Source organism: Bradyrhizobium australafricanum (assembly GCF_020329495.1).
Taxonomy (GTDB): Bacteria; Pseudomonadota; Alphaproteobacteria; order Rhizobiales; family Xanthobacteraceae; genus Bradyrhizobium; species Bradyrhizobium australafricanum.
In genome coordinates, this window is record NZ_JAGKJL010000098.1 from 1 (window position 1) to 19068 (window position 19068).

Consider the following 19068-nt stretch of genomic DNA (forward strand, 5'->3'; position numbering starts at 1 on the left):
CCGCCACCGCCCCCGCCGCCGGGCGAGACCGCCGAGCAGCACGACAGTCCGGCGATGAAGGACGTGCTGCGTCAGCTGTTCAATCGCTGATATTCCCGGATATCCCCCCGCCGATATGAAGGGATAACCATGCGGCCCGAGCGGCCGCCCCGCCTCGCCGATCCGTGCTAAACAGCGGCGGATCATGCGGCGCACCCGATTGGGGGCCGGACGAGGCTGGATGAACGCGGCTACGGACAAGGGCAAGAACTGGTTCCTGCGCGGCGGCCTGTTCGCCAAATATGTCCTCGCGCTGGTCGGCCTCGTCGTGTTCGTGCTGGCGGTCAACGGCGCGCTCGAGACCTGGATCAGCTATCGCGGCATCAAGGGCACGCTGACGGACGCGATGAGCGAGAAGGCCGATGCCACCGCCAAGCGCATCGAGCAGGCGATATCCGACCTCGAGCGGCAAATCTCCTGGGTGACCCGCGCCTCCTCCAACACGATCGAGCTGCGCCGCGCCGACTACGCGCAATTGCTCGGCCAGGTGCCGGCCGTGAGCCAGCTCACCTTGATCAGCGGCCAGGGCCGCGAGCTGCTGCGGCTGTCGCGCCAGACCACCACCGTCAATTCCAACGCCGACTTCTCCCGCGATACCAGATTCACCGAGACCATCGCCCGCGGCACCGCCTACGCGCCGGCGTATTTTCGCGACGGGCGGCCCTTCATGTCGATCGGCGAACAGCATTCCGGCTTCAATGCCGGCGTCACCATGGCCGAGATCGACCTGCGCTTCCTCAATGACTATTTCGGCGATTCCCAGGTCGGCCGCCTCGCGCATGCCTATGTGGTCGACGGCAAGGGCCGCGTGCTGGCGAGCTCGTCGAAAGGTCCGGAGGTCGGCAAGGACCTCGCCGCGCTGCCGCAGGTCGCTGCGGTGCTGTCGCCGAGCGGCAGGCCGATCGCCTCCGGCAAGGATGTCGACGGCAACGCGGTGCTGACGACAGCAACGGCCGCGCCGAACCTCGGCTGGCACGTGTTCTATGAGCAGCCGACGGCGCAGGCGCTGTCGCCGATCCGCGACCAGCTGGTGCGCATCGCGCTTTTGATCGCGCTCGGCCTCGTGGTCGCGATCATCGCCGGCACGATCCTGGCGCGGCGCATGCTGGAGCCGATCACCGCGCTGCGCACCGGCGCGCGGCGGCTTGGCGCCGGCGATTTCGGCCATCGCATCGAGGTGAAGACATCCGATGAGCTGGAGGAGCTCGCCGGCCAGTTCAACAGCATGGCCACCCAGCTTGCCGAGACCTATTCCGACCTCGAGGCCAAGGTGAAGGAGCGCACCCGCGACCTCGCACAATCGATCAACGAGCTGAAGGTGCTGGAGGAGGTCGGCCGCGCGGTGGCGTCCTCCCTCGACCTCAACGCGGTGCTGCCGACGGTCGGCGCCCGCGCGCTCGAGATCACCCACGCCGATGCCGTGCTGATCTATGGCTATGACGCCGCGCAGCGCAGCTTTAACCTGACGCAATCGATCGGCATCGACGCTGCGACCGAGGGCCATCATCGCGCGATCGATGCGGCCAACAGCCCGCTCGGCGAAGCCGCCGCGAAGGGCGAGCCGCTGGCGTTTCCCGATCTCACGACAAATGCCGATTATCCGCCCGATCATCCGCTGCGCGATGTCGTGGTCGGCGCCGGCTTCCGCTCCGTGCTCGTGGTGCCGCTGGTCGACCAGCAGGGCGTGCTCGGCGCGCTGGTGGTGCTGCGCAAAGCGGCCGGCGACTTCCCGTCGAGCCTGATCGGCCTGATGAAGACCTTTGCGCACCAGGCGGTGCTGGCGATGCGCAATGCGCGGCTGTTCACCGAGGTAGACCAGAAGAGCCACGCGCTGGAAGCGGCCAATGCCACCGTGCGCGAGCAGGCCGACAAGCTGCGCGAGCAGACCGAAGCGCTGAAGGACTGGAACAAGTCGCTGGAGCAGCGGGTCGAGACCCAGCTCGGCGAGATCGAGCGCATCCGAAGGCTCGAGCGCTTCCTGGCGCCGCAGGTGGCGCAGCTGATCGCCTCGTCGGACAATCCCGAGGGCCTGCTCGACAGCCACCGCCGCGAGGTCACCGTGGTGTTCTGCGACCTGCGCGGCTTCACCGCCTTCACCGAGGCGACCGAGCCGGAAGAGGCGATGAACGTGCTGCGCGAATATCACGCCGCGCTCGGCAAGCTGATCTTCAAATATGAAGGCACGCTCGACAAATATGCCGGCGACGGCGTGATGATCCTGTTCAACGCGCCGATCCAGCTTGCCGACCACACCGCGCGCGCCGTGAAGATGGCCGTGGAGATGCGCGAGACGGTCGGCCCGCTGACCGAGAAGTGGCGCAATCGCGGGCACAGTCTCGGCTTCGGCATCGGCATTGCGCTCGGCTATGCCACGCTCGGCCAGGTCGGCTTCGAGCAGCGGCTGGAATACGCCGCGATCGGCAGCGTCACCAACCTCGCCTCCCGCCTGTGCGGCGAGGCCAAGGCCGGCCAGATCGTGGTGAGCCGCCGCGTCTACGGCATGGTCGAACCCTACGTCGAAGGCCGCGCCATCGACGACCTCGCGCTGAAGGGATTCAATCATCCGATCCTTGCCGCGGAGATCCTGAGCTGGAAGGGCGAGCCATCAGCGGAAGCGGCGGCGGAGTAAGCCCGGCTCTCTCCCCACGTCGTCCCGGGCAAGCGAAGCGCGACCCGGGACCCATAACCACCGATCTTCGCAATGAACACGGTTGCGGTCCCAGCCTCGCACCACAACCACCATTCGCGGTTATCGGTCCCGGCCTACGCCGGGACGACACTGAACGACGCCGTACGCGGTGCTACGCCACGGCGCTGTCGTTGAGGTCTCGAATTTTAGTGAAGAGCTTCGTGACCTTCTCTTCATCGAAGAGCTTATCAGGTCCCGTCGGCGCGATATCGATGAACGGGCGCTCGTACAGCAGAGCCGGGTCCATGACGCCCTGATCTGTCAAATGTTCGATCACCATATTGATGAACTCGATCTGCGCTGCGCTCGCGGTGCCTGCGGACAGAAACTCGCCGAAAGCTTCGCTGACTGCCGCCCGGTCGAGCCCGACGAGTGAACGAACGAACCGACCAAAGCCCTGGCTGACCACGCGAGCCCGTTCGATATCGGCAGGCTCGCCAATGCCGGCATCGAGCAGCATTTTCTCCAGTTCGCTCAAATCTGACAGTGTGAGCGACTTGCCTTGCCGCAGCTTGTGCAGGACGATGTGATCCTTGTGCGCACGCAGGAAATGACGCGCTTTCAACTTGAACCGTGCGAAGTCGGCCGCACCGATTTGCGGCAATGTCATCTCAACACCTTCTCCGATCTCGTCGGTGAAGTCGGAGTAGACAATCCCCTTGCGGGATTTCTCGATATGCTGGATCAGGTCGCGCAGGCGAATACGCACCAATTCCAGCAGCGGAACGGTGACGCCCTCCCACCATTGGTCGGTCTGGATTTCCTCGATCAGCGCGACATGCTGAGCGATGATTGGAATGCCGGTCTGATCTTCAAGAGCTGAGGCGATTTCGAGCAGCTGCTTGCGCAGCGTATCGAAGCGCTTTGAGCCCTTGAGCAACGCCAGTTCCAACGAAAACATCAGGAGGTCGAACCGCTTGGCCTCCTCGGTCCCCAACATGTGCGAAGACGGGAGCGGCGCGACCTCCTCGACGAGTTCCTTGCGCTTGTCGGCGTCGATCGACGTCCATTCCTTCGGCTCACGATATTTCTCGACGGCGCGGCGGTGCTGGCGGACGATGAAGCTGTCGACGTTCATGCCACCGACGACGTCCTGCAGCGTCTTCGCCGCGCTCTCGCGGATTTCATGCTCGGTCGGCGGCGCCTCATCGCCTTCGGCATAGGGCGTCTGTTCACCTGCCGAAACCTCGTTTGTCGCGCGATGCTTCTCATCGAGAGCCCGCACGAGATCGATCCGTCCGGCGAACAGCCGCTCGGAAAGCGATCTTGCGGTAGCCGCTTCCTTCAGCTCCGGATTGGCGCCGAAGAACTCGACGTTCTGGCAGTAATCGAAGATCAGGAAGAATTCCTTGTATTGTCCGGGACCGAACAGGTCCGGACACAACCGCGTTCCGCGGCCAACCATCTGCCAGAATTTTGTTTTCGATCGCACCTGCTTGAAGAATACGAGGTTGACGACCTCGGGCACGTCGATACCCGTATCCAGCATGTCGACCGAAATCGCGATGTGAGGCATCGCATTCTTCTTCGAGAACTCGTCGATCAGGGTCTGGGCGTAGGCGCCAGTCTGATGGGTGATGACTCGGGCAAAGTGCCCGGCATGCGCTGGATAGGCGGCGTTGAAGCGCTTTTCGATGAACTTCGCGTGCCCCTCGTTCTTGGCGAAGATGATGGTCTTTCCGAGCCGATCTCCGCCCTCGACTTTGATACCGTTCTGCATCAGGTGCGCGATAACATGATCGACCGTGTCTTCGTTGAACAGGCGCTTATTGACTTCGGCTGCCTCGATGCTGTCGGGAATCTCCTCCTCGCCCCATTCCAGCATGTCCCACTGGTCTTTCTCTTCAGGCGTGAGGTCGTCATAGCGCAATCCGGAGCGCACGATTCTGAGCGGCACGGAGATCGCCTTGGGCGGCACCAAATGCCCTTCGGCTACCGCTTCTTCCAGAGAATAAGCGTCTGTGGGAACGCCGTCCTCTAGATCGAACAACGAATAGGTGTTCTTGTCGATTTCGTGCTTCGGCGTCGCGGTCAGGCCGACGAGAAAGGAATCGAAATAGTCGAAAATGGCGCGGTAGCGTTGATAGACGGACCGATGCGCTTCATCGATGACGATGAGATCGAAATGGCCAGGGCCGAACTTCACCTTGCCGTCCTGCTTGCCGTCGATCAGGTTCATCATGGTCGGATAGGTCGACACGAAGACGCGGCCGTCGCTGATGCGCTCCGTCACCAGATTGACGGGTGCGGAATCAGGCAAGTGAGCCTTGAAGGCTCCCGCAGCCTGATTCACCAGCGCAGTCCGATCGGCCAGGAACAGCACGCGCTTGACCCAGTTTGCGCGCATCAGAAGGTCGATCAGGGCGATCACGGTCCGGGTCTTGCCCGAACCGGTTGCCATCACCAGCAGCGCCTTGCGCTCGCCATCCTGCTCGAAATGCTTTGCAACCGAGCGGATCGCGCGCTGCTGATAGGGCCGCTCCACGATCTTGCGATTGACCGCCTCACCGCCAAGCGGCTTGCGGCTGGTGCGGCGCTGGATCAGCAGCTCCAGTTCGTCGCGCTTATAGAAGCCACCGATTTCGCGCGGCGGATAGCGCGTATCGTCCCAGACCCAATGTTCGTAACCGTTGGAATAGAAGATCACCGGTCGCTGACTGTAGCGAGCTTCGAGGAGATCGGCGTAGAGCTTGGCCTGTTGCTGGCCGCTCCGCGCGTCCTTGCGGGTGCGCTTGGCTTCGACAAGTCCGAGCGGCTTGCCGTCTGCACCCCACAGCACATAATCGACGAAACCGACGCCTTCATTGTTCGGCATCCCCTCGACCCGGAACTCAATATCCTCGGGCCTGTCGAGCGCCCAGCCGGCCTCGCGCAGCAGGAGATCGATGTAGCGGTCGCGGGTCTCGGCCTCGTTGTAGTCGTGACGGTCGGGCTTCGATTCGGCGGCCTTACGGGCCGCTGCCACCTCAGCACGAAGCCGCTTCAACTCCTCGTCGAGGTTCTCCTTGTCGGTCAGCAGCTTTGTCAGCTCACCATTCTTGGCATCGAGCTGAGCCTGCTGCGCCTTAATGTAGCTGAACGCCTTCTTCAGCGCTTCGTCGCGGCGCGACAGCACCGATGCGTCGAAGGCGAGATTGTCCGCAGGTTTGTTTTTCGCGTAGGTGCGCGCGAACCAGAAGCAGACGTGGAACAGCTCCTTGACCGCACCGGCGGCATCACCGGTGCTGGTCCGCCGCTCCTCGTGGACGGCACGGTTCCGGAGCGTATTGATGTACTTCGCTTTGGCAAAGACCGCGTCACCAGCCACGCGCCGAAAACTCGGTTCATGCAGCAGCGCAGAGATATTGTCCTGGTAGGGGAGTTTGAGGGCGGGATCAGACCGGAAAGCCCATTTGACCGCCACCTCGACCGTCTTCCCAGCGAAGAATGCCGCCGCGGTCGGGGACACTGCCGCCTGACGCTCCGCCTCCACGGCCGCCTCATGCACGGCAGGGAATTCGGCAGCGAGGAAGGCGAAGTTGGACATCGGCGCCGCTATTTGCCCGCGTCGATCAGTTCGATGTCCTTCTTGAGCAACGTGTTGACCAGCGAGCTCAACGACACCCCCCGCGCCGAGGCCCGCGCGGCCAGATAATCCAGCACCTCCGGCTCCAGATGGACCGGGGGCACCAGGCGAGCCCGTTTTCGGAAGAACTTTCCGCGCTCTGCGCCCGAAAAGTCATACTCATCCTTCATCGGATGACCCTTCTTCATACTGCCGCACGTCCCGGCGGGTCGGCCGGCGCGCCGAAATGATCTGGATCGCCGCCCGCTCCGCCGACAGTTCGACATATGTATGTACCACTAGCAGGAGATTGCTAGCAGAATTTCGACCTATGGTAACCCGTCGCACCTCGTTCGCGCCAGAGTATCATCCAGCCGCGACAGCGCCAGCGGATCCGCAAAGACGCCCATGGCGTCCTCGAAGGTCACGCTATGCGTCCGGGTCCCAATCGAACTCGTAGCGCATGGTCAGAGCCGACCTGAGAAAGCGAGAGATTGGAGAGAGGAGAAGAGAGCATAACTTTCTTCTGCGAAGCGTTCCAATCGGGCTTTTTGACTTTCGACTTTTTGCTTACGCAATACGAACTTCCGCTGCAGTTCCAAAGACGGCAGAGCGACCGGAAATCTGGCCAGCTCCGTAATCTGAAGGTGCGGCATCGCGTTACCCTTTTTCATGGCCTCAATTCGAGCTTGGACTGGGCCAGACATTAGATACCCAAGAAGGTACAACGGCTCCACAAAGTCTGTGCGTGGCTTCACGAGCGCCACTGATTGATTTATGCAAACCTCTGCGTCGGTTAAGACACAAGCGCTCCGACCGAGAATAGCCCCATCTTTTGTAATCAGAATATCGTTCCTCTGAGGCTTCGATTTTGCGGTGAGAGCATCAAACTCAGACCGACTTGCGAAATCGACGTTATTCAAGTCGATGTAGCCTGAACGAACATTCTTGGCGGTCAGAATTGGTATGCCGCACTCATGATGCGACATGGGCTGAGTAAAGCCATATGTAATGCGGGACGTTACTTTCTCAAATTCGACCCGTCGAAGCGCACTATTGTGAGCAAACGGATCGCCAAACATTTCAAGAAAAATAGATTCAGAGAGGCTATCGAGTAGTTCAACAGTGCGCCTGCGTTGGCGTCGCAGCCCATCCGCAACGTCCAGGATCGCCGCGATCCGCCGCTGCTCGTCGAGTGGGGGAACGGGGACTTCTATTCGCTCTACCACCGCTTTGGATATTTCTTTGAACGTCGCGCCGTTTCCAAGTCCTTGCAAATAGGAGGTCTTAGACTTCAGCCAATAGTACAAAAACTTGCTGTCAATCCTTTGCGCATTTGCAACAAGACTCTTGTATCCTTGGTTGGTAGCCATCGGCACCGAATTGATTGCGACGAGTCCGATAGGAGCGCGCGAGCTCAATAGAACGGAGTTGACCGGAAGAATGGAGGCAGCGCAACTCTTCAACCCCTCCATGGTAATAGTCCGATCAGTTCGATCCAAGTATGGGCTTTCGAGAGTGCTGATATCCTTCGGTGTCGTCCAGAATATATCACCGCCCCAGAAGCGCTTCTCGCTCGTGCGTGGTGTCGCTCCTGAAACAACATCGCACACGTCACCGATCTTTGCGGTCGTCCAGCTCACAGCATCCGCTCCAACTCCAAGAGCCCGTCTGCAATCTCCTTCTCTAACGTCTTCAGCTCTGCCATGATTTCATTAGGCGGGCGATGCTCGGCAATCTCGTGGACCTGTTCTTTATAGCGGTTAATCGAGAGTTCATAACCTGCTGCAACGACCTCAGATTTCGGCACACAGAAGCTCTGGGCGTTACGCAAACGCTTGCGTTCTGGGCCGTTGCGCTCCTCCCAGCGTGCAGCAATATCCGGCAAATTGTTCTTCGCGTGGTCGCCCTCGTTGAGCCTCGCTCGCGGACCGATCTTCTCACCCGGCAACAACGCCATGCGCTTATCGTCCAGCGAGAAACCATCGGCCTGGCAATCGTAGAACCAGATATGGTCGGTGCCGCCCGAATTGGTCTTGGTGAACAGAAGGATAGCCGTCGAGACACCGGCATACGGCTTAAATACTCCAGACGGCAGCTTCACGATGCCATCCAACTTGTGGTCCTCCACTAGCATCCTGCGGATCGCTTTGTGCGCGGTGGAAGACCCGAACAAAACGCCATCGGGCACGATCACAGCCGCGCGGCCGCCGGGTTTCAACAACTTCAAGAAGAGCGCCATAAACAGAAGCTCGGTCTTCTTGGTCTTGACTATCGCCTGTAGGTCCTTGGCGATCGCCTCGTAGTCTAGCGCTCCCGCAAAAGGTGGATTGGCAAGCACGAGGGAGTAGCGATCTTCGTCGCCGGTATGCTCCTGCGATAACGAATCCTTGTACCGAATGTCGGGATCGTCGACGCCGTGCAACGTCATGTTCATCGAGCCGATGCGCAGCATCGTGCCGTCGAAGTCGAAGCCATGGAACATCTCCTCGTGGAAATGGTCGCGTGTCTCCTTTTCCTGGAACAGCTTCGGATGATTCTCGCGCAGATACTCGCCGGCGGCGACGAGAAAGCCACAGGTGCCGCAGGCGGGATCGCAGATCACGTCCTTCGGCATCGGCGCGGTCATCTCGACCATCAGTGCGATGATGTGCCGCGGCGTGCGAAACTGGCCGTTCTGGCCGGCGGTCGCGATCTTCGCGAGCATGTATTCGTAGAGGTCACCCTTGGTGTCGCGATCCTCCATCGGGATATCGGCGAGGAGATCAACGACCTTGGCGAGCAGCGCCGGCGTCGGGATGGTGAAGCGCGCGCCCTTCATGTGGTCGGCATGGGCGGTGCCGGCTTCCGCCATGTTGCGCAGAAACGGGAAGACGTGCTCGGAGACGATCTCGAACATGGTCGCAGGATCGCGGTTCTTTAGCCGCGACCAACGCATCTCCTCATAGGCAAGACCGCCGTTCTTGCCGATTTTGTCCTTCCCCTCGGGAAAGATGCGCCGCTCCATCGGCTTGCGCAGCCGATTGGCCTTGTTCTCTTCGAGCGTATGCGCCTCATCGAGGCCACGCATGAAGAGCAGGTAGGTGATCTGCTCGATCACCTCGATCGGATTGGCGATACCGCCCGCCCAAAATGCATTCCAGACGTTATCGATCTTGGAGCGAAGTTCCCCAGTCAGCATGCCATTCCCCGACGCAGAAAGTCTTAGAGTTCACTAGCAAATGTCTTAGGCAGCACGAAGCGGTCTTGGGCGGTATTCCACTTTCGGCTCGTGGGTGCGGGCATGCCCGATGGGCCAAATAGGGGATTATGGTCTCAGCCAGGGGGCAAACCCGTCATCACCATCCAGTTAATCGGACCCCCTCCGCAATCACGATCCCGACCTCCCCCACCCTCCCAGGAATAATCCCTCCCCCGCATCGCTCGCGTCATGACGGGCGCGTGCGAACGCGCGCCCGGCGACAACAAGAACAAGCAGGATGGGTTTGATGACGGGTTTGGATGGGACGCACGCGGCGGCGTCGGTGGTGGCGCTGCATTGCTCGCTGGGGTCGGGACGGCAATGGACCAAGCTTGCGGCCGCGCTCGGCGGCGACCGGTTCATGGCGCCGGATATTTCCGGCTATGGCGTTGCCGCCTGCGGGCGCGACTGGCCGCGGACGCTGGACGGCGAGATCGCGCGGCTGGAGCCCTGGCTCGCCAAGGCCGACGGGCCGATCCATCTGATCGGGCATTCCTATGGCGGGACGATCGCGTTTCGGCTGGCGACCGCGTCGCCTTATGCGCAGCACGTTCGCAGCCTGACGCTGATCGAGCCGGTGCTGCCCGCGCTCCTGCGTGATGGATCATCACGCAAGAGCGTTCTCTTTGAGCATGATCTTGTCGGAAAACCGCTTCACACTTTTCCGGATCATGCTGTGCGCGACACGCCCGCCGACGCGCGGCTGTACGATCGCTTCGCGCGGATCGCGCAGATCGTCTCAAGGGATATTGTCGACGGCGCCGTGATGGAGGCGGTCGAGGCGTTCACCGCGTTCTGGGCCGGCTCCGGGCCGCGCGAGCAGTTCTCGCCGAGCGGGCGGCTGCGGATGATCGAGCAGGCCGACAAGCTGCCTTGCGATTTCGCCGCCGCGCTCGATCTGGATGGGGTGACCGAAGCCGCGCGTGGCTTGAAGGTGCCGACGCTTTTGATGTCGGGCGGGCTGTCGCCCTATGTGACGCAGCGCATTGTCGCGAAACTCGCCGCGCTGATCGATGGCGCCGAGTTGCGGCATCTGCCGGGTGCCGGCCACATGCTGCCGGTGACGCATGCCGATCGGGTCAACCCGGAGATCCTGCGGCACATCTGGCGCGCCGAGGACCTGACGAATTTGGAGCTGGCGAATTTGGAGCCGGCGAAGCTGGAGCTGGCGGCGGATGCGGGACCGGCCGAGGCAGCGCAGCCGGCTGGCTCGGCCAGGCGGCATCTGGTATTCAGGAGGCCCTCTTTTTGGGAATAGTTTGCCGATGATTTTGCCTCGCACGCGCGCCTCAGCCCTTGCCGCCTCCGCGCTGCTTCTGCTCGCCGGCTCTCCCGCGCGTGCGGCGGGCGAAGCCGATGCCGTGCCGAAGGGCGCGGCGGTGACTGTGCTGAAGGCCTCGAAATTCTGCTTCGGCAATATCGTCGAGGTCTCGGGCATCGTGCTGCCGCGCGACGAGCAGCAGATCCGGCCCGAGCGTTTCGGCTTGAAGGTGGCGGAGGTGCTGGTCGATCCCGGCGACACCGTCACCGCAGGGCAAGTGCTGGCGAAGCTGACCGACGGCGCCAACTCGGTCAACGTCACGGCGCCGGTGGCGGGCACGATCTCGGCGTCGTCGGCGATCATAGGCAGCCCGGCCTCGGGCAAGGACGCGCTGTTCTCGATCATCGCCAAGAGCGAGTATGACCTCGTCGGCATGGTGCCGACCCGCGACATCGCCAAGCTGAAGACCGAGCAGACGGCGCAGCTCAAGGTCCTCGGCGCCGGCGATCTCGACGGCAAGGTGCGGCGGATCGCGCCGACGGTCGAGCCGAACAGCCAGCTCGGCCAGGTGTTCATCGGGATCGGCGCGAACAAGCGGCTGCTGGTGAATTCGTCCGGCCGCGCCCAGATCAAGACCGGGCAGAGCTGCGGCGTCGCGGTGCCGCTGACCGCGATCCTCTATTCCACCGCCGGCACCGTGGTGCAGGTGGTGCGCGGCGGCCGCGTCGAGACGCGGCGGGTGGAGACCGGATTGATGTCGGCCGGCCAGGTCGAGATCCGCGACGGCATCCAGGAAGGCGACATCGTCGTCGCCCGCGCCGGCGCGCTGCTGCGCGAAGGCGATCCGGTGCGGCCGGTCGGCGCCAGCGCGGATGCGAAGTAGGCGGCGCTACATCCACGGTGTCGTCCTGGCGAAAGCCAGGACCCATAACCACCGGCAGAAATTTTGCGAAGACTTGCAGTGAACGCGCGCCGCGGTACACGCAGCAGGCTTCAACGATAGATCACGCGGTATGGGTCCTGGCTTTCGCCAGGACGACATTGAGGAGACGGCGTGCCTCAGCCGCCGAGCTTGATGTCTTCCAGCAGCGAGGACGACACGCTCGGCACCTGCTCGCCTTCGCTGGCGCGCGAGATCGCGACGCGGGTCTTGTTGAAGGCGCTTTCGGCGCCGGCCTGGGCGTTGAGGTTGTTGAGCAGCTCGGAGACCAGCACGCTGTTCGGCGCCTTGCTGTCGTCGGCGACCTTGCCCGGCGTCGCCGAGCTCAGCACGATGGTGTTCTCCGGCGGGCTGATCGGGGCGAGACCGTGCGAGAACGCGCGGAAGCGGCGCTCATAGGGATTGCGGCGCGAGGCGTCGAGCACGACGAGCTTGGCCTTGGCGCCGCGCTCCTTCATCGCATCGAGCACGGACTCGACGCTGACGCCGGTGCGCTTGACGTCGGCTTCCTTCCAGATCGTGGCATCGACCGGGATCATGTAGCTCTCGCGCCCCACTTGCACGCCGTAGCCGCCGAAGAACAGCATCACGACAGTGTCGGGCCGGATCTTGGCCTTCATGCGCTCGACCGCGCGGAACATGTCGTCCTTGGTCGCATCCTCGACCACGTCGACGTCAAAGCCCTCGCGGCGCAGCGCCGACGACAGGGTGCGGGCATCGTTGATCGGCTGGGCCAGCGGCGCCGCGGCGTCCGGATAATGGCCGTTGCCGATGATCAGCGCGAGGCGGGAAGTGCCTGCCGGAATGCTGCCGGTCAGCTCGGTGGAGGCGACCTTGTCGCCACCCTTGGCGACATCGAGGGTGCGCTTGTTGAGCGCGGCATGGGCGCCAATCGCCAGCGACACCGTGCCGGCCACCGCCACGCAGACGGCGATGGTGCGGCGGGAAATGCGAAGCTGCCTAAGGTCCATAGCGTTCCTAAGTCCCAATTTTTATCCCGATGGCGCTCAAGCGAAGATCGCGCCAGTTAGTCGCGTCAAAGACGTTCAGGTTTAATGGGGTTGAGGTGTGTGTGCCGTTGAATTGAACTCAATTTGCGGCGCCGCAACAAACGCTCCTTTAACCCGGACGGCCGCCCGGGGCAACCCGAATTGCCGCATGCCGCCGCCCGGCAGAGGCCATTGACGCCGTTAAGATCCCGTTACGTGATCTCTGTCACATTTGTATTCTTTAGGGATTCATGTAGCTTTCCAAAGGCTTGCGAGTTTGGGGCAGAGCGACAGGAAACTCCGTCGGGCGGCGGCGTTAACCGGTTCCTCGGGAAAGGGGATTCTTTGAGCTTCTTGGGCCTTCACGAGATCGCAGGCGCAGTGTGCCGGTCGCTGACCGCCCAGAAGGACGGCCCGTCGCTGTACGAGGTCTGCGACCCCGTGCTGCAGGCCTATCGCGGCGGCGATGCCCATCTCGGAAAATTCTACCGGACCGCGCTCGGCAATCCGCCGCTGCGCGCGCTGCTCCGCCGCACCGGCCTGCCCGCGCTCAACGATCCCGACCGCCTCGCCGGCCTGCGCGCGGCGCTCACCGCGGCGCGCGACGTCGCGGCGCCGGACTGGGCCGCGATCGGCACGCCCGTCGCGGCATTGATGGACGGTATCGGCGTGCGCCACCCGACCCCGCCGGCCGCGACCGCACCTGGCCGCCCGCCGGAGATCGCCGAGATCGACCGCGTGATCCGCCTGACCGGCGCGCATCTGTTGCGCTCGTTCGGCAGGAACGGCTTCATCCCGACCTATGCCGCCTTCAACCTGATCGGCGACCCCGACGTCGGCGGGCGCGAGCTGCTGATGGCGCTGACCGGGCTGAACGCACGCGGCTACAAGAACTCGACCTTATTGTTCAATCTGGCGCGGATCTTCATCGCGCATTCGCCGGCGCGCGCGCTGATCAACCCGGCCTGGCGCGGCATCGCCGAGCCGATGTGGGAGCCGGTACAGATCCGCCACCGCTCGGCCTATTACGACGCCTTTTTCACCGAGGCGCTGCTCGGCTTCGTCGAGACCGGGCTCGCCTCGCCGGATGAAGCTGTCACCGCGCGGCGCGCGATCGCCGACATGGTGGATTTCTGCCTCAAGACGAGCGCCGAGGAGGTGCCGTCGCATGACGGCTCGACGGTGAAGGTCATCACCGCGCTGGCGCCGGGCCGGCATCCGCGCTTCTCGCGCTTCTTCGCCCAGATTAAGCAGGATCTCGGCTTCGGCATTTATGTGCCGGACTGCGACACCACGGCGTGCTCGTTCTCGGCCGCGACCCAGGCCGGCTCCGACGATCCGATCCTGCAGCAGCCGCTGCTCGACTTCTACCGCGGCTACCAGGTGCGATCGGGCGCCAACGAGCCGCGCGTCACCGTGCCGCTCAACGACAACATCGACTACGAGGGCGGCGTCGTCACCTGGATCGACAATCTCGCCGGCGAGCGGCCCTATGGCAACGACCTCGATCCGACGCTGAACCTCGACATCCTCGAGGTCTCGTTCCGCAACCTCGCCCGCTGGCAGATCATCGAGACGCCGCAGCGGCTGGAGACGGTGCATCGCATCATCGCCTTCCAGAAACATTTGGTCGAAAGCGGCGCGTTCAAAAATCCGCGCTCGCACATCTATTATCTGCCCGAGCTTTATTCGGCCTATTTCGGCCGCTGCTATGCCGCCTTCGTCGCGCTGCCGCTGGCGGCGCAGCGCATCATCGATCCCGGCAACGTGTTCGCGCTGATCCGCGCCCGCGTGCTCGGCTATGTCACGCACGAGCTGATCGCCCACGAGATGAACCCGTTCGATGCCGCACTGGCGCTGATGGCGCTGGCGCATCTCGGTGCCGCGGTCTCGACCTTCACGCCGGCGCTGCACTGCATCGTGCAGGGCCTCGGCGAGGGCGGCCGCAAGGGGCCCTACCGGGCCTATGAGTGGAATAAGATGAAGACACCCACCCGCATCCTGGTCGGCGGGCCGGAGGTGACCTCGGCGTTCGTGCTGATGGCGCTTGCGCTGGCGAAGCGACGAATGGCCGCGGTGTAGGATGGGTAGAGCGAAGCGAAACCCATCATTGACACCGACGATGCGAATGATGGGTTTCGCTGCGCTCTACCCATCCTACGGACCTACGGGACCTCGAAGGCGAATAGCGCATTCGCAGGGCAATGACGCGAAGTTGAAACTGGCGGAAACGCAACAGCACTGGCACGGTTGCCCAATTGCCCGCACAATCGTTGGGCACTGACCTCTGCACGCTAAAAACCATCTGAACGATAAGAACCTGGCCGGGAACGCCGATGTTCAAGACGCTGCTCACCGCGGGCCTGCTGCTCTCGCTGCCGACGCTGGCTGCCGCCGCCGACATCACCGGCGTGCCGAAGATCCGCGACGGCGACCAGCTCATGATCGGCAGCGTCCGCATCCGGCTCGCAGGCATCGACGCGCCGTCGACCGACCAGCTCTGCCTCAACACCAAGGGCGAGCGCTGGACCTGCGGCGTCGCCGCGCGCGACGAGCTGATCAAGCATGCCGGCAACAAGAGCTGGACCTGCCACGCCCGCTCGGTCGATCGCCGCGGCCGCACCATCGCGCGCTGCGAGGTCGACGGCGAGGACATCCAGAAATGGCTGGTCGCGAGCGGCTGGGCGCTGGCCTACACCCGCGCCTCGCATGACTACGAAGCCGACGAGAAGGCCGCGCGTGAGGCAAAAGCCGGGATGTGGCAGGGCGCCTTCATCGCGCCGTGGGACTGGCGGGTGCGCAACAAGAAGACCACCGTGCTCGGCGCGGTGAAGCCGCCGGATGGCGCCAACGCGATCCTGCTCGCCTCGGCCTCCGGCCCGGTGGCGCCCTCGCCCGACTGCACCATCAAGGGCAACGTCAACCGCTCCGGCGAATGCATCTTTCACCAGCGGACCAGCCGCTGGTACGCCAAGATCGAAATGAAGATCAGCAAGGGCACGCGCTGGTTCTGCTCGGTCGAGGAGGCCGAAGCCGCCGGCTGCCGCGAGACGCGGCGCTGACACCTGATGAATGAGATTGACGTGCAGCCGCGACGGCAGTCTGCTCCCTCTCCCGCTTGCGGGGTCCGAGGCGAGCGAAGCTCGCTCTCGAGGCTGGGGTGGGGGTCTCGCTACGAATCATATTCCGGAGATAGCCTCCACCCGGATCGCATCTTCGATGCGATCCGACCTCCCCCGCAAGCGGGAGAGGTGAAGGGAGCGCGATGACCGACACCGGGGCCAATCAGCAGGAGCCACGCCGGCGCAGCCGCTTCCGGCAAGCGCAGATGGCATTGTTGTTCGTCCTGGCGATCTACCTGATCGCGGCCTATCTGCTGCTGCCGGCGCTGTGGACGCATTACGAGCACCAGAAGGGTCTCGCCAATCTGCCGATGGTGACGCGCACCGCGCAGGGCATTCCCGGCGATCCGATGAATGTCGGGCTGATCGGCGACACCAAGGATGTGGTCTGCGCAATGCACGAGGCCGGCTGGTTTCCGGCCGATCCGGTGACACTGAAATCCTCCATCGAGATCGTGGGCAGCGTGCTGCTCGATCGTCCCTACAAGGATGCGCCGGTGAGCAACCTGTTCTATCTCGACCGCCGCGAGGATCTCGCCTTCGAGCGGCCGGTCGGATCGAGCGCGGACCGCCGCAACCATGTCCGGTTCTGGAAAGTGCTCGACCAGGGCGAGGAGAAACGTCCGGTGTGGCTGGGCGCTGCGACCCTCGACCGCAGCGTCGGCGTCAGCCACTACACCGGCGCGGTGACGCATCACATCGCGGCCGACCTCGACGCCGAACGCGCGCTGCTCGCCACTGACCTCGAGTCCGCCGGCATGGTCACCGCGAAATATCAGGTCACCGGCATCGGCCCGACCTTCAACGGCCGCAATGGCGGCGGCGATCCCTATTACACCGACGGCGAAATCTGGGTGCTGCGGCTGGTCGAGGCCTGCCGCAAGAACCACGGCACCGTCGAGCAGCTCCCGAGCCCCGCCGCGACCGAGTTCAAGGACCAGATCTGGCGCGCGGTCGTCGAATCGATCGGCAAATAGCATCGTGTCCCCCGGTTTTGGAAACGCTGGATTGCTTCGTCCTGCTCGCAATCGAAGCCGCGATGGAATAGTCTCCGCGCTTGACCCCTCACACGCATGATTTGCGCGCTTTATCCAAAAGGAACAGGACGATGACCGTTCGCGCGGGCCGGGAATTTCTGGCCATCCCCGGGCCCACCACGATGCCCGATCAGGTGCTGCAGGCAATGCACCGCCCGGCGCTCGACATCTACTCCAACGAGATGGTCGAACTGACTGAGAGCCTGCTGCGCGACCTCTCGAAGCTGTTCGCCACCCAGGGCAAGTCCTACATCTACATCTCCAACGGCCACGGCGCGTGGGAGGCGACGCTCTCCAACGTGCTGTCGCGCGGCGACAAGGTGCTGGTGCTGGAGAGCGGGCGCTTCGCGATCGGCTGGGGCCAGGCCGCGGCCGCGATGGGCGCCGAGGTCGAGGTGCTGAAGGGCGACTGGCGCCGCGCGATCCGTCCGGCCGAGGTCGAGGAGCGGCTGCGGCGCGACAAGGAGCACACCATCAAGGCGATCCTCGTGGTGCAGGTCGACACCGCGTCCGGCGCCTATAACGACATCGAGGCGATCGGCAAGGCGATCAAGGCCGCCGGCCACCCTGCATTGTTCATGGTCGACACCGTGGCCTCGCTCGGCTGCATGCCGTTCGAGATGGACAAATGGTACGTCGACGTCGCGATGTCGGGCTCGCAGAAGGGCCTGATGACGCCGCCCGGCCTCGGCTTCGTCGCCGCCAATGACCGCGCCTGGGACGCCCACAAGAAAGCTGATTTGCGCACGCCCTATTGGGATTGGACCGAGCGCGAGGGCTCGGAGCACTACCGCAAATATGCCGGCACCGCGCCGGTGCATTTGCTGTTCGCACTGCGCGAGGCGATCAACATGCTGCACGCCGAAGGCCTGGAGAATGCGCATCTGCGGCATCGCCTGCTCGGCGAAGCCGTGCGCCGCGCGGTCGCGGTCTGGGGCGAAGGACAGGTGCTCGGCTTCAACATCAGTGAGCCCGCCGAGCGTTCCAACACCGTGACGACGGTGACCGTGAAGGGCGCCGACCCCGCCGCGATCCAGCGCTATGCCAAGGAGAAATGCGGCGTGGTGCTCGGCACCGGCATCGGCGATTTGCAGGGCCAGGCCTTCCGCATCGCGCATATGGGCCACGTCAACGCCCCGATGATCCTCGGCACCCTCGGCGTCGTCGAGGTCGCGCTGACAGCGCTGAACATCCCGCACGGCAAGGCCGGCGCCGACGCGGCCATCCAGTGGCTCGGCGAGAACGTGAAGGCGTAGGCCGAGGCGGTCTGAGGCTTTAACCCGTCATCCTGAGGAGCCCGCCAAAGGCGGGCGTCTCGAAGGATCGACGGCCGCGCTGTAGCCGCGAGCTAGTCGGGGTGCGCGGAAATAGCCGGGCCGTGCATCCTTCGAGGCTCGCTCCGCTCGCACCTCAGGATGACGGGATCGAGGTAGCGGAAAGGACAGATGCTTATCCTATTGACCGTGACTACGCTTGCCGCATGATCAATCCGTGCATTGCGCGCGCGGGACTGGTGAAGATGGGCATTTACGTCTACATGCTTCGCTGCGCCGACAACTCGTTCTACGTCGGCAGCGCCACGGGTGACGATCTCGCGCCGCGCATCGAACAGCATAATGCGGGTGCCTTCCCCGGCTACACTCATAATCGCCGACCGGTCGTCCCCGTCTGGTCAGAGTATTTTGAGCGCATCACCGATGGCATCGCTGCGGAACGGCAGATCAAGGGCTGGAGCCGGGCGAAGGAGGAAGCATTGATTCGGTTGGATTGGGCCACGATCAGCCGACTGGCTCATCGACGCAGAACGACCCCTTCCCCGTCATCCTGAGGAGGCCGCGGAGCGGCCGTCTCGAAGGATCGGCGGCCACGCCCCCGCCGCGAGAGAATCGGAGCACGCCGAGAGATCCGGGCCGTGCATCCTTCGAGACGCGCGCAAGAGCGCGCTCCTGAGAGCCTGACTGAAAAATGGGTGAGTGATCTCAGTGGGGTGTGATTCCATCGGATTTGCAAAGATTCGAGGGAGAGCACGATGCCCTGGACCAAGATCACTCGGGAGCAATATCGGCGGGACGATCTGCGTTATGCAAGCGATATGACCGATGCGGAGTGGGCGCTGATCAGACGCCTGTTGCCGCGAGCGAACCGGCGCGGCCGGCCGCGTAAGACGGAGCTGCGTCGTGTGATCGAAGCGATCCTCTATATCGTT

The 19068-nt window shown here is 63.5% G+C and carries 14 protein-coding genes; 9 read left to right on the forward strand and 5 right to left on the reverse strand.

Translation table 11 applies throughout. The features are described 5' to 3' along the window. Positions 1-220 precede the first annotated feature (220 nt). Positions 221-2668, forward strand: coding sequence for an adenylate/guanylate cyclase domain-containing protein (locus J6525_RS42945; RefSeq protein ID WP_225649186.1), 2448 nt, complete (start codon positions 221-223; stop codon positions 2666-2668). 172 nt (positions 2669-2840) lie between these two features. Here J6525_RS42945 and J6525_RS42950 read toward each other — a convergent pair whose 3' ends face one another. The 4 genes from J6525_RS42950 to J6525_RS42965 form a co-directional block, all read right to left on the reverse strand. Continuing rightward, positions 2841-6254 carry a DEAD/DEAH box helicase family protein gene (locus J6525_RS42950; RefSeq protein WP_225649187.1) on the reverse strand — a complete coding sequence of 1138 codons (3414 nt, stop codon included), beginning with the start codon at positions 6252-6254 and terminating at the stop codon, positions 2841-2843. An 8-nt stretch (positions 6255-6262) separates the two neighbouring features. Next, a complete protein-coding gene (locus J6525_RS42955; protein WP_225649188.1) occupies positions 6263-6463 on the reverse strand; it encodes a BrnA antitoxin family protein in 201 nt (66 codons plus the stop codon). 276 nt (positions 6464-6739) lie between these two features. Next, positions 6740-7915 (reverse strand): restriction endonuclease subunit S, encoded by a 1176-nt coding sequence (locus J6525_RS47365; protein ID WP_225649189.1) that lies wholly within the window; start codon positions 7913-7915, stop codon positions 6740-6742. After that, positions 7912-9453, reverse strand: a complete 1542-nt coding sequence (locus tag J6525_RS42965) for a type I restriction-modification system subunit M (RefSeq protein WP_225649190.1) — start codon at positions 9451-9453, stop codon at positions 7912-7914. Before J6525_RS42965 ends, J6525_RS47365 begins: the two co-directional genes overlap by 4 nt. A 307-nt stretch (positions 9454-9760) precedes the next feature. Between J6525_RS42965 and J6525_RS42970 the strand changes: the two genes are divergently transcribed. Together J6525_RS42970 and J6525_RS42975 are read left to right on the forward strand one after the other, a co-directional pair. Further along, positions 9761-10771 carry an alpha/beta fold hydrolase gene (locus J6525_RS42970; protein WP_225649191.1) on the forward strand — a complete coding sequence of 337 codons (1011 nt, stop codon included), beginning with the start codon at positions 9761-9763 and terminating at the stop codon, positions 10769-10771. Between the two features lie 7 nt (positions 10772-10778). Then, positions 10779-11657 (forward strand): efflux RND transporter periplasmic adaptor subunit, encoded by an 879-nt coding sequence (locus tag J6525_RS42975; RefSeq protein WP_225649192.1) that lies wholly within the window; start codon positions 10779-10781, stop codon positions 11655-11657. Between the two features lie 176 nt (positions 11658-11833). Here the strand turns inward: J6525_RS42975 and J6525_RS42980 are convergent, their stop codons facing one another. Next, a complete protein-coding gene (locus J6525_RS42980) occupies positions 11834-12685 on the reverse strand; it encodes a caspase family protein (protein ID WP_092090585.1) in 852 nt (283 codons plus the stop codon). A gap of 372 nt (positions 12686-13057) precedes the next feature. On the opposite strand from J6525_RS42980, the gene J6525_RS42985 reads away from it, so the two are divergent. The 6 genes from J6525_RS42985 to J6525_RS43010 all read left to right on the forward strand — a co-directional run. Beyond that, positions 13058-14785 carry a hypothetical protein gene (locus J6525_RS42985; protein WP_225649196.1) on the forward strand — a complete coding sequence of 576 codons (1728 nt, stop codon included), beginning with the start codon at positions 13058-13060 and terminating at the stop codon, positions 14783-14785. Between the two features lie 254 nt (positions 14786-15039). Further along, on the forward strand, positions 15040-15765 hold the full coding sequence (locus J6525_RS42990; protein ID WP_225649193.1) for a thermonuclease family protein: 726 nt from the start codon (positions 15040-15042) through the stop codon (positions 15763-15765). A 203-nt stretch (positions 15766-15968) separates the two neighbouring features. Next, complete coding sequence (locus J6525_RS42995; protein ID WP_225649194.1) at positions 15969-16802, forward strand: LssY C-terminal domain-containing protein; 834 nt, start codon at positions 15969-15971, stop codon at positions 16800-16802. Between the two features lie 131 nt (positions 16803-16933). After that, positions 16934-18118, forward strand: a complete 1185-nt coding sequence (locus tag J6525_RS43000) for a pyridoxal-phosphate-dependent aminotransferase family protein (protein ID WP_225649195.1) — start codon at positions 16934-16936, stop codon at positions 18116-18118. A gap of 263 nt (positions 18119-18381) precedes the next feature. Continuing rightward, positions 18382-18690 (forward strand): GIY-YIG nuclease family protein, encoded by a 309-nt coding sequence (locus J6525_RS43005; RefSeq protein ID WP_225649197.1) that lies wholly within the window; start codon positions 18382-18384, stop codon positions 18688-18690. A gap of 201 nt (positions 18691-18891) precedes the next feature. Continuing rightward, positions 18892-19068 (forward strand): transposase (locus J6525_RS43010; protein WP_225649198.1); only part of this gene is annotated, 177 nt, incomplete at its 3' end.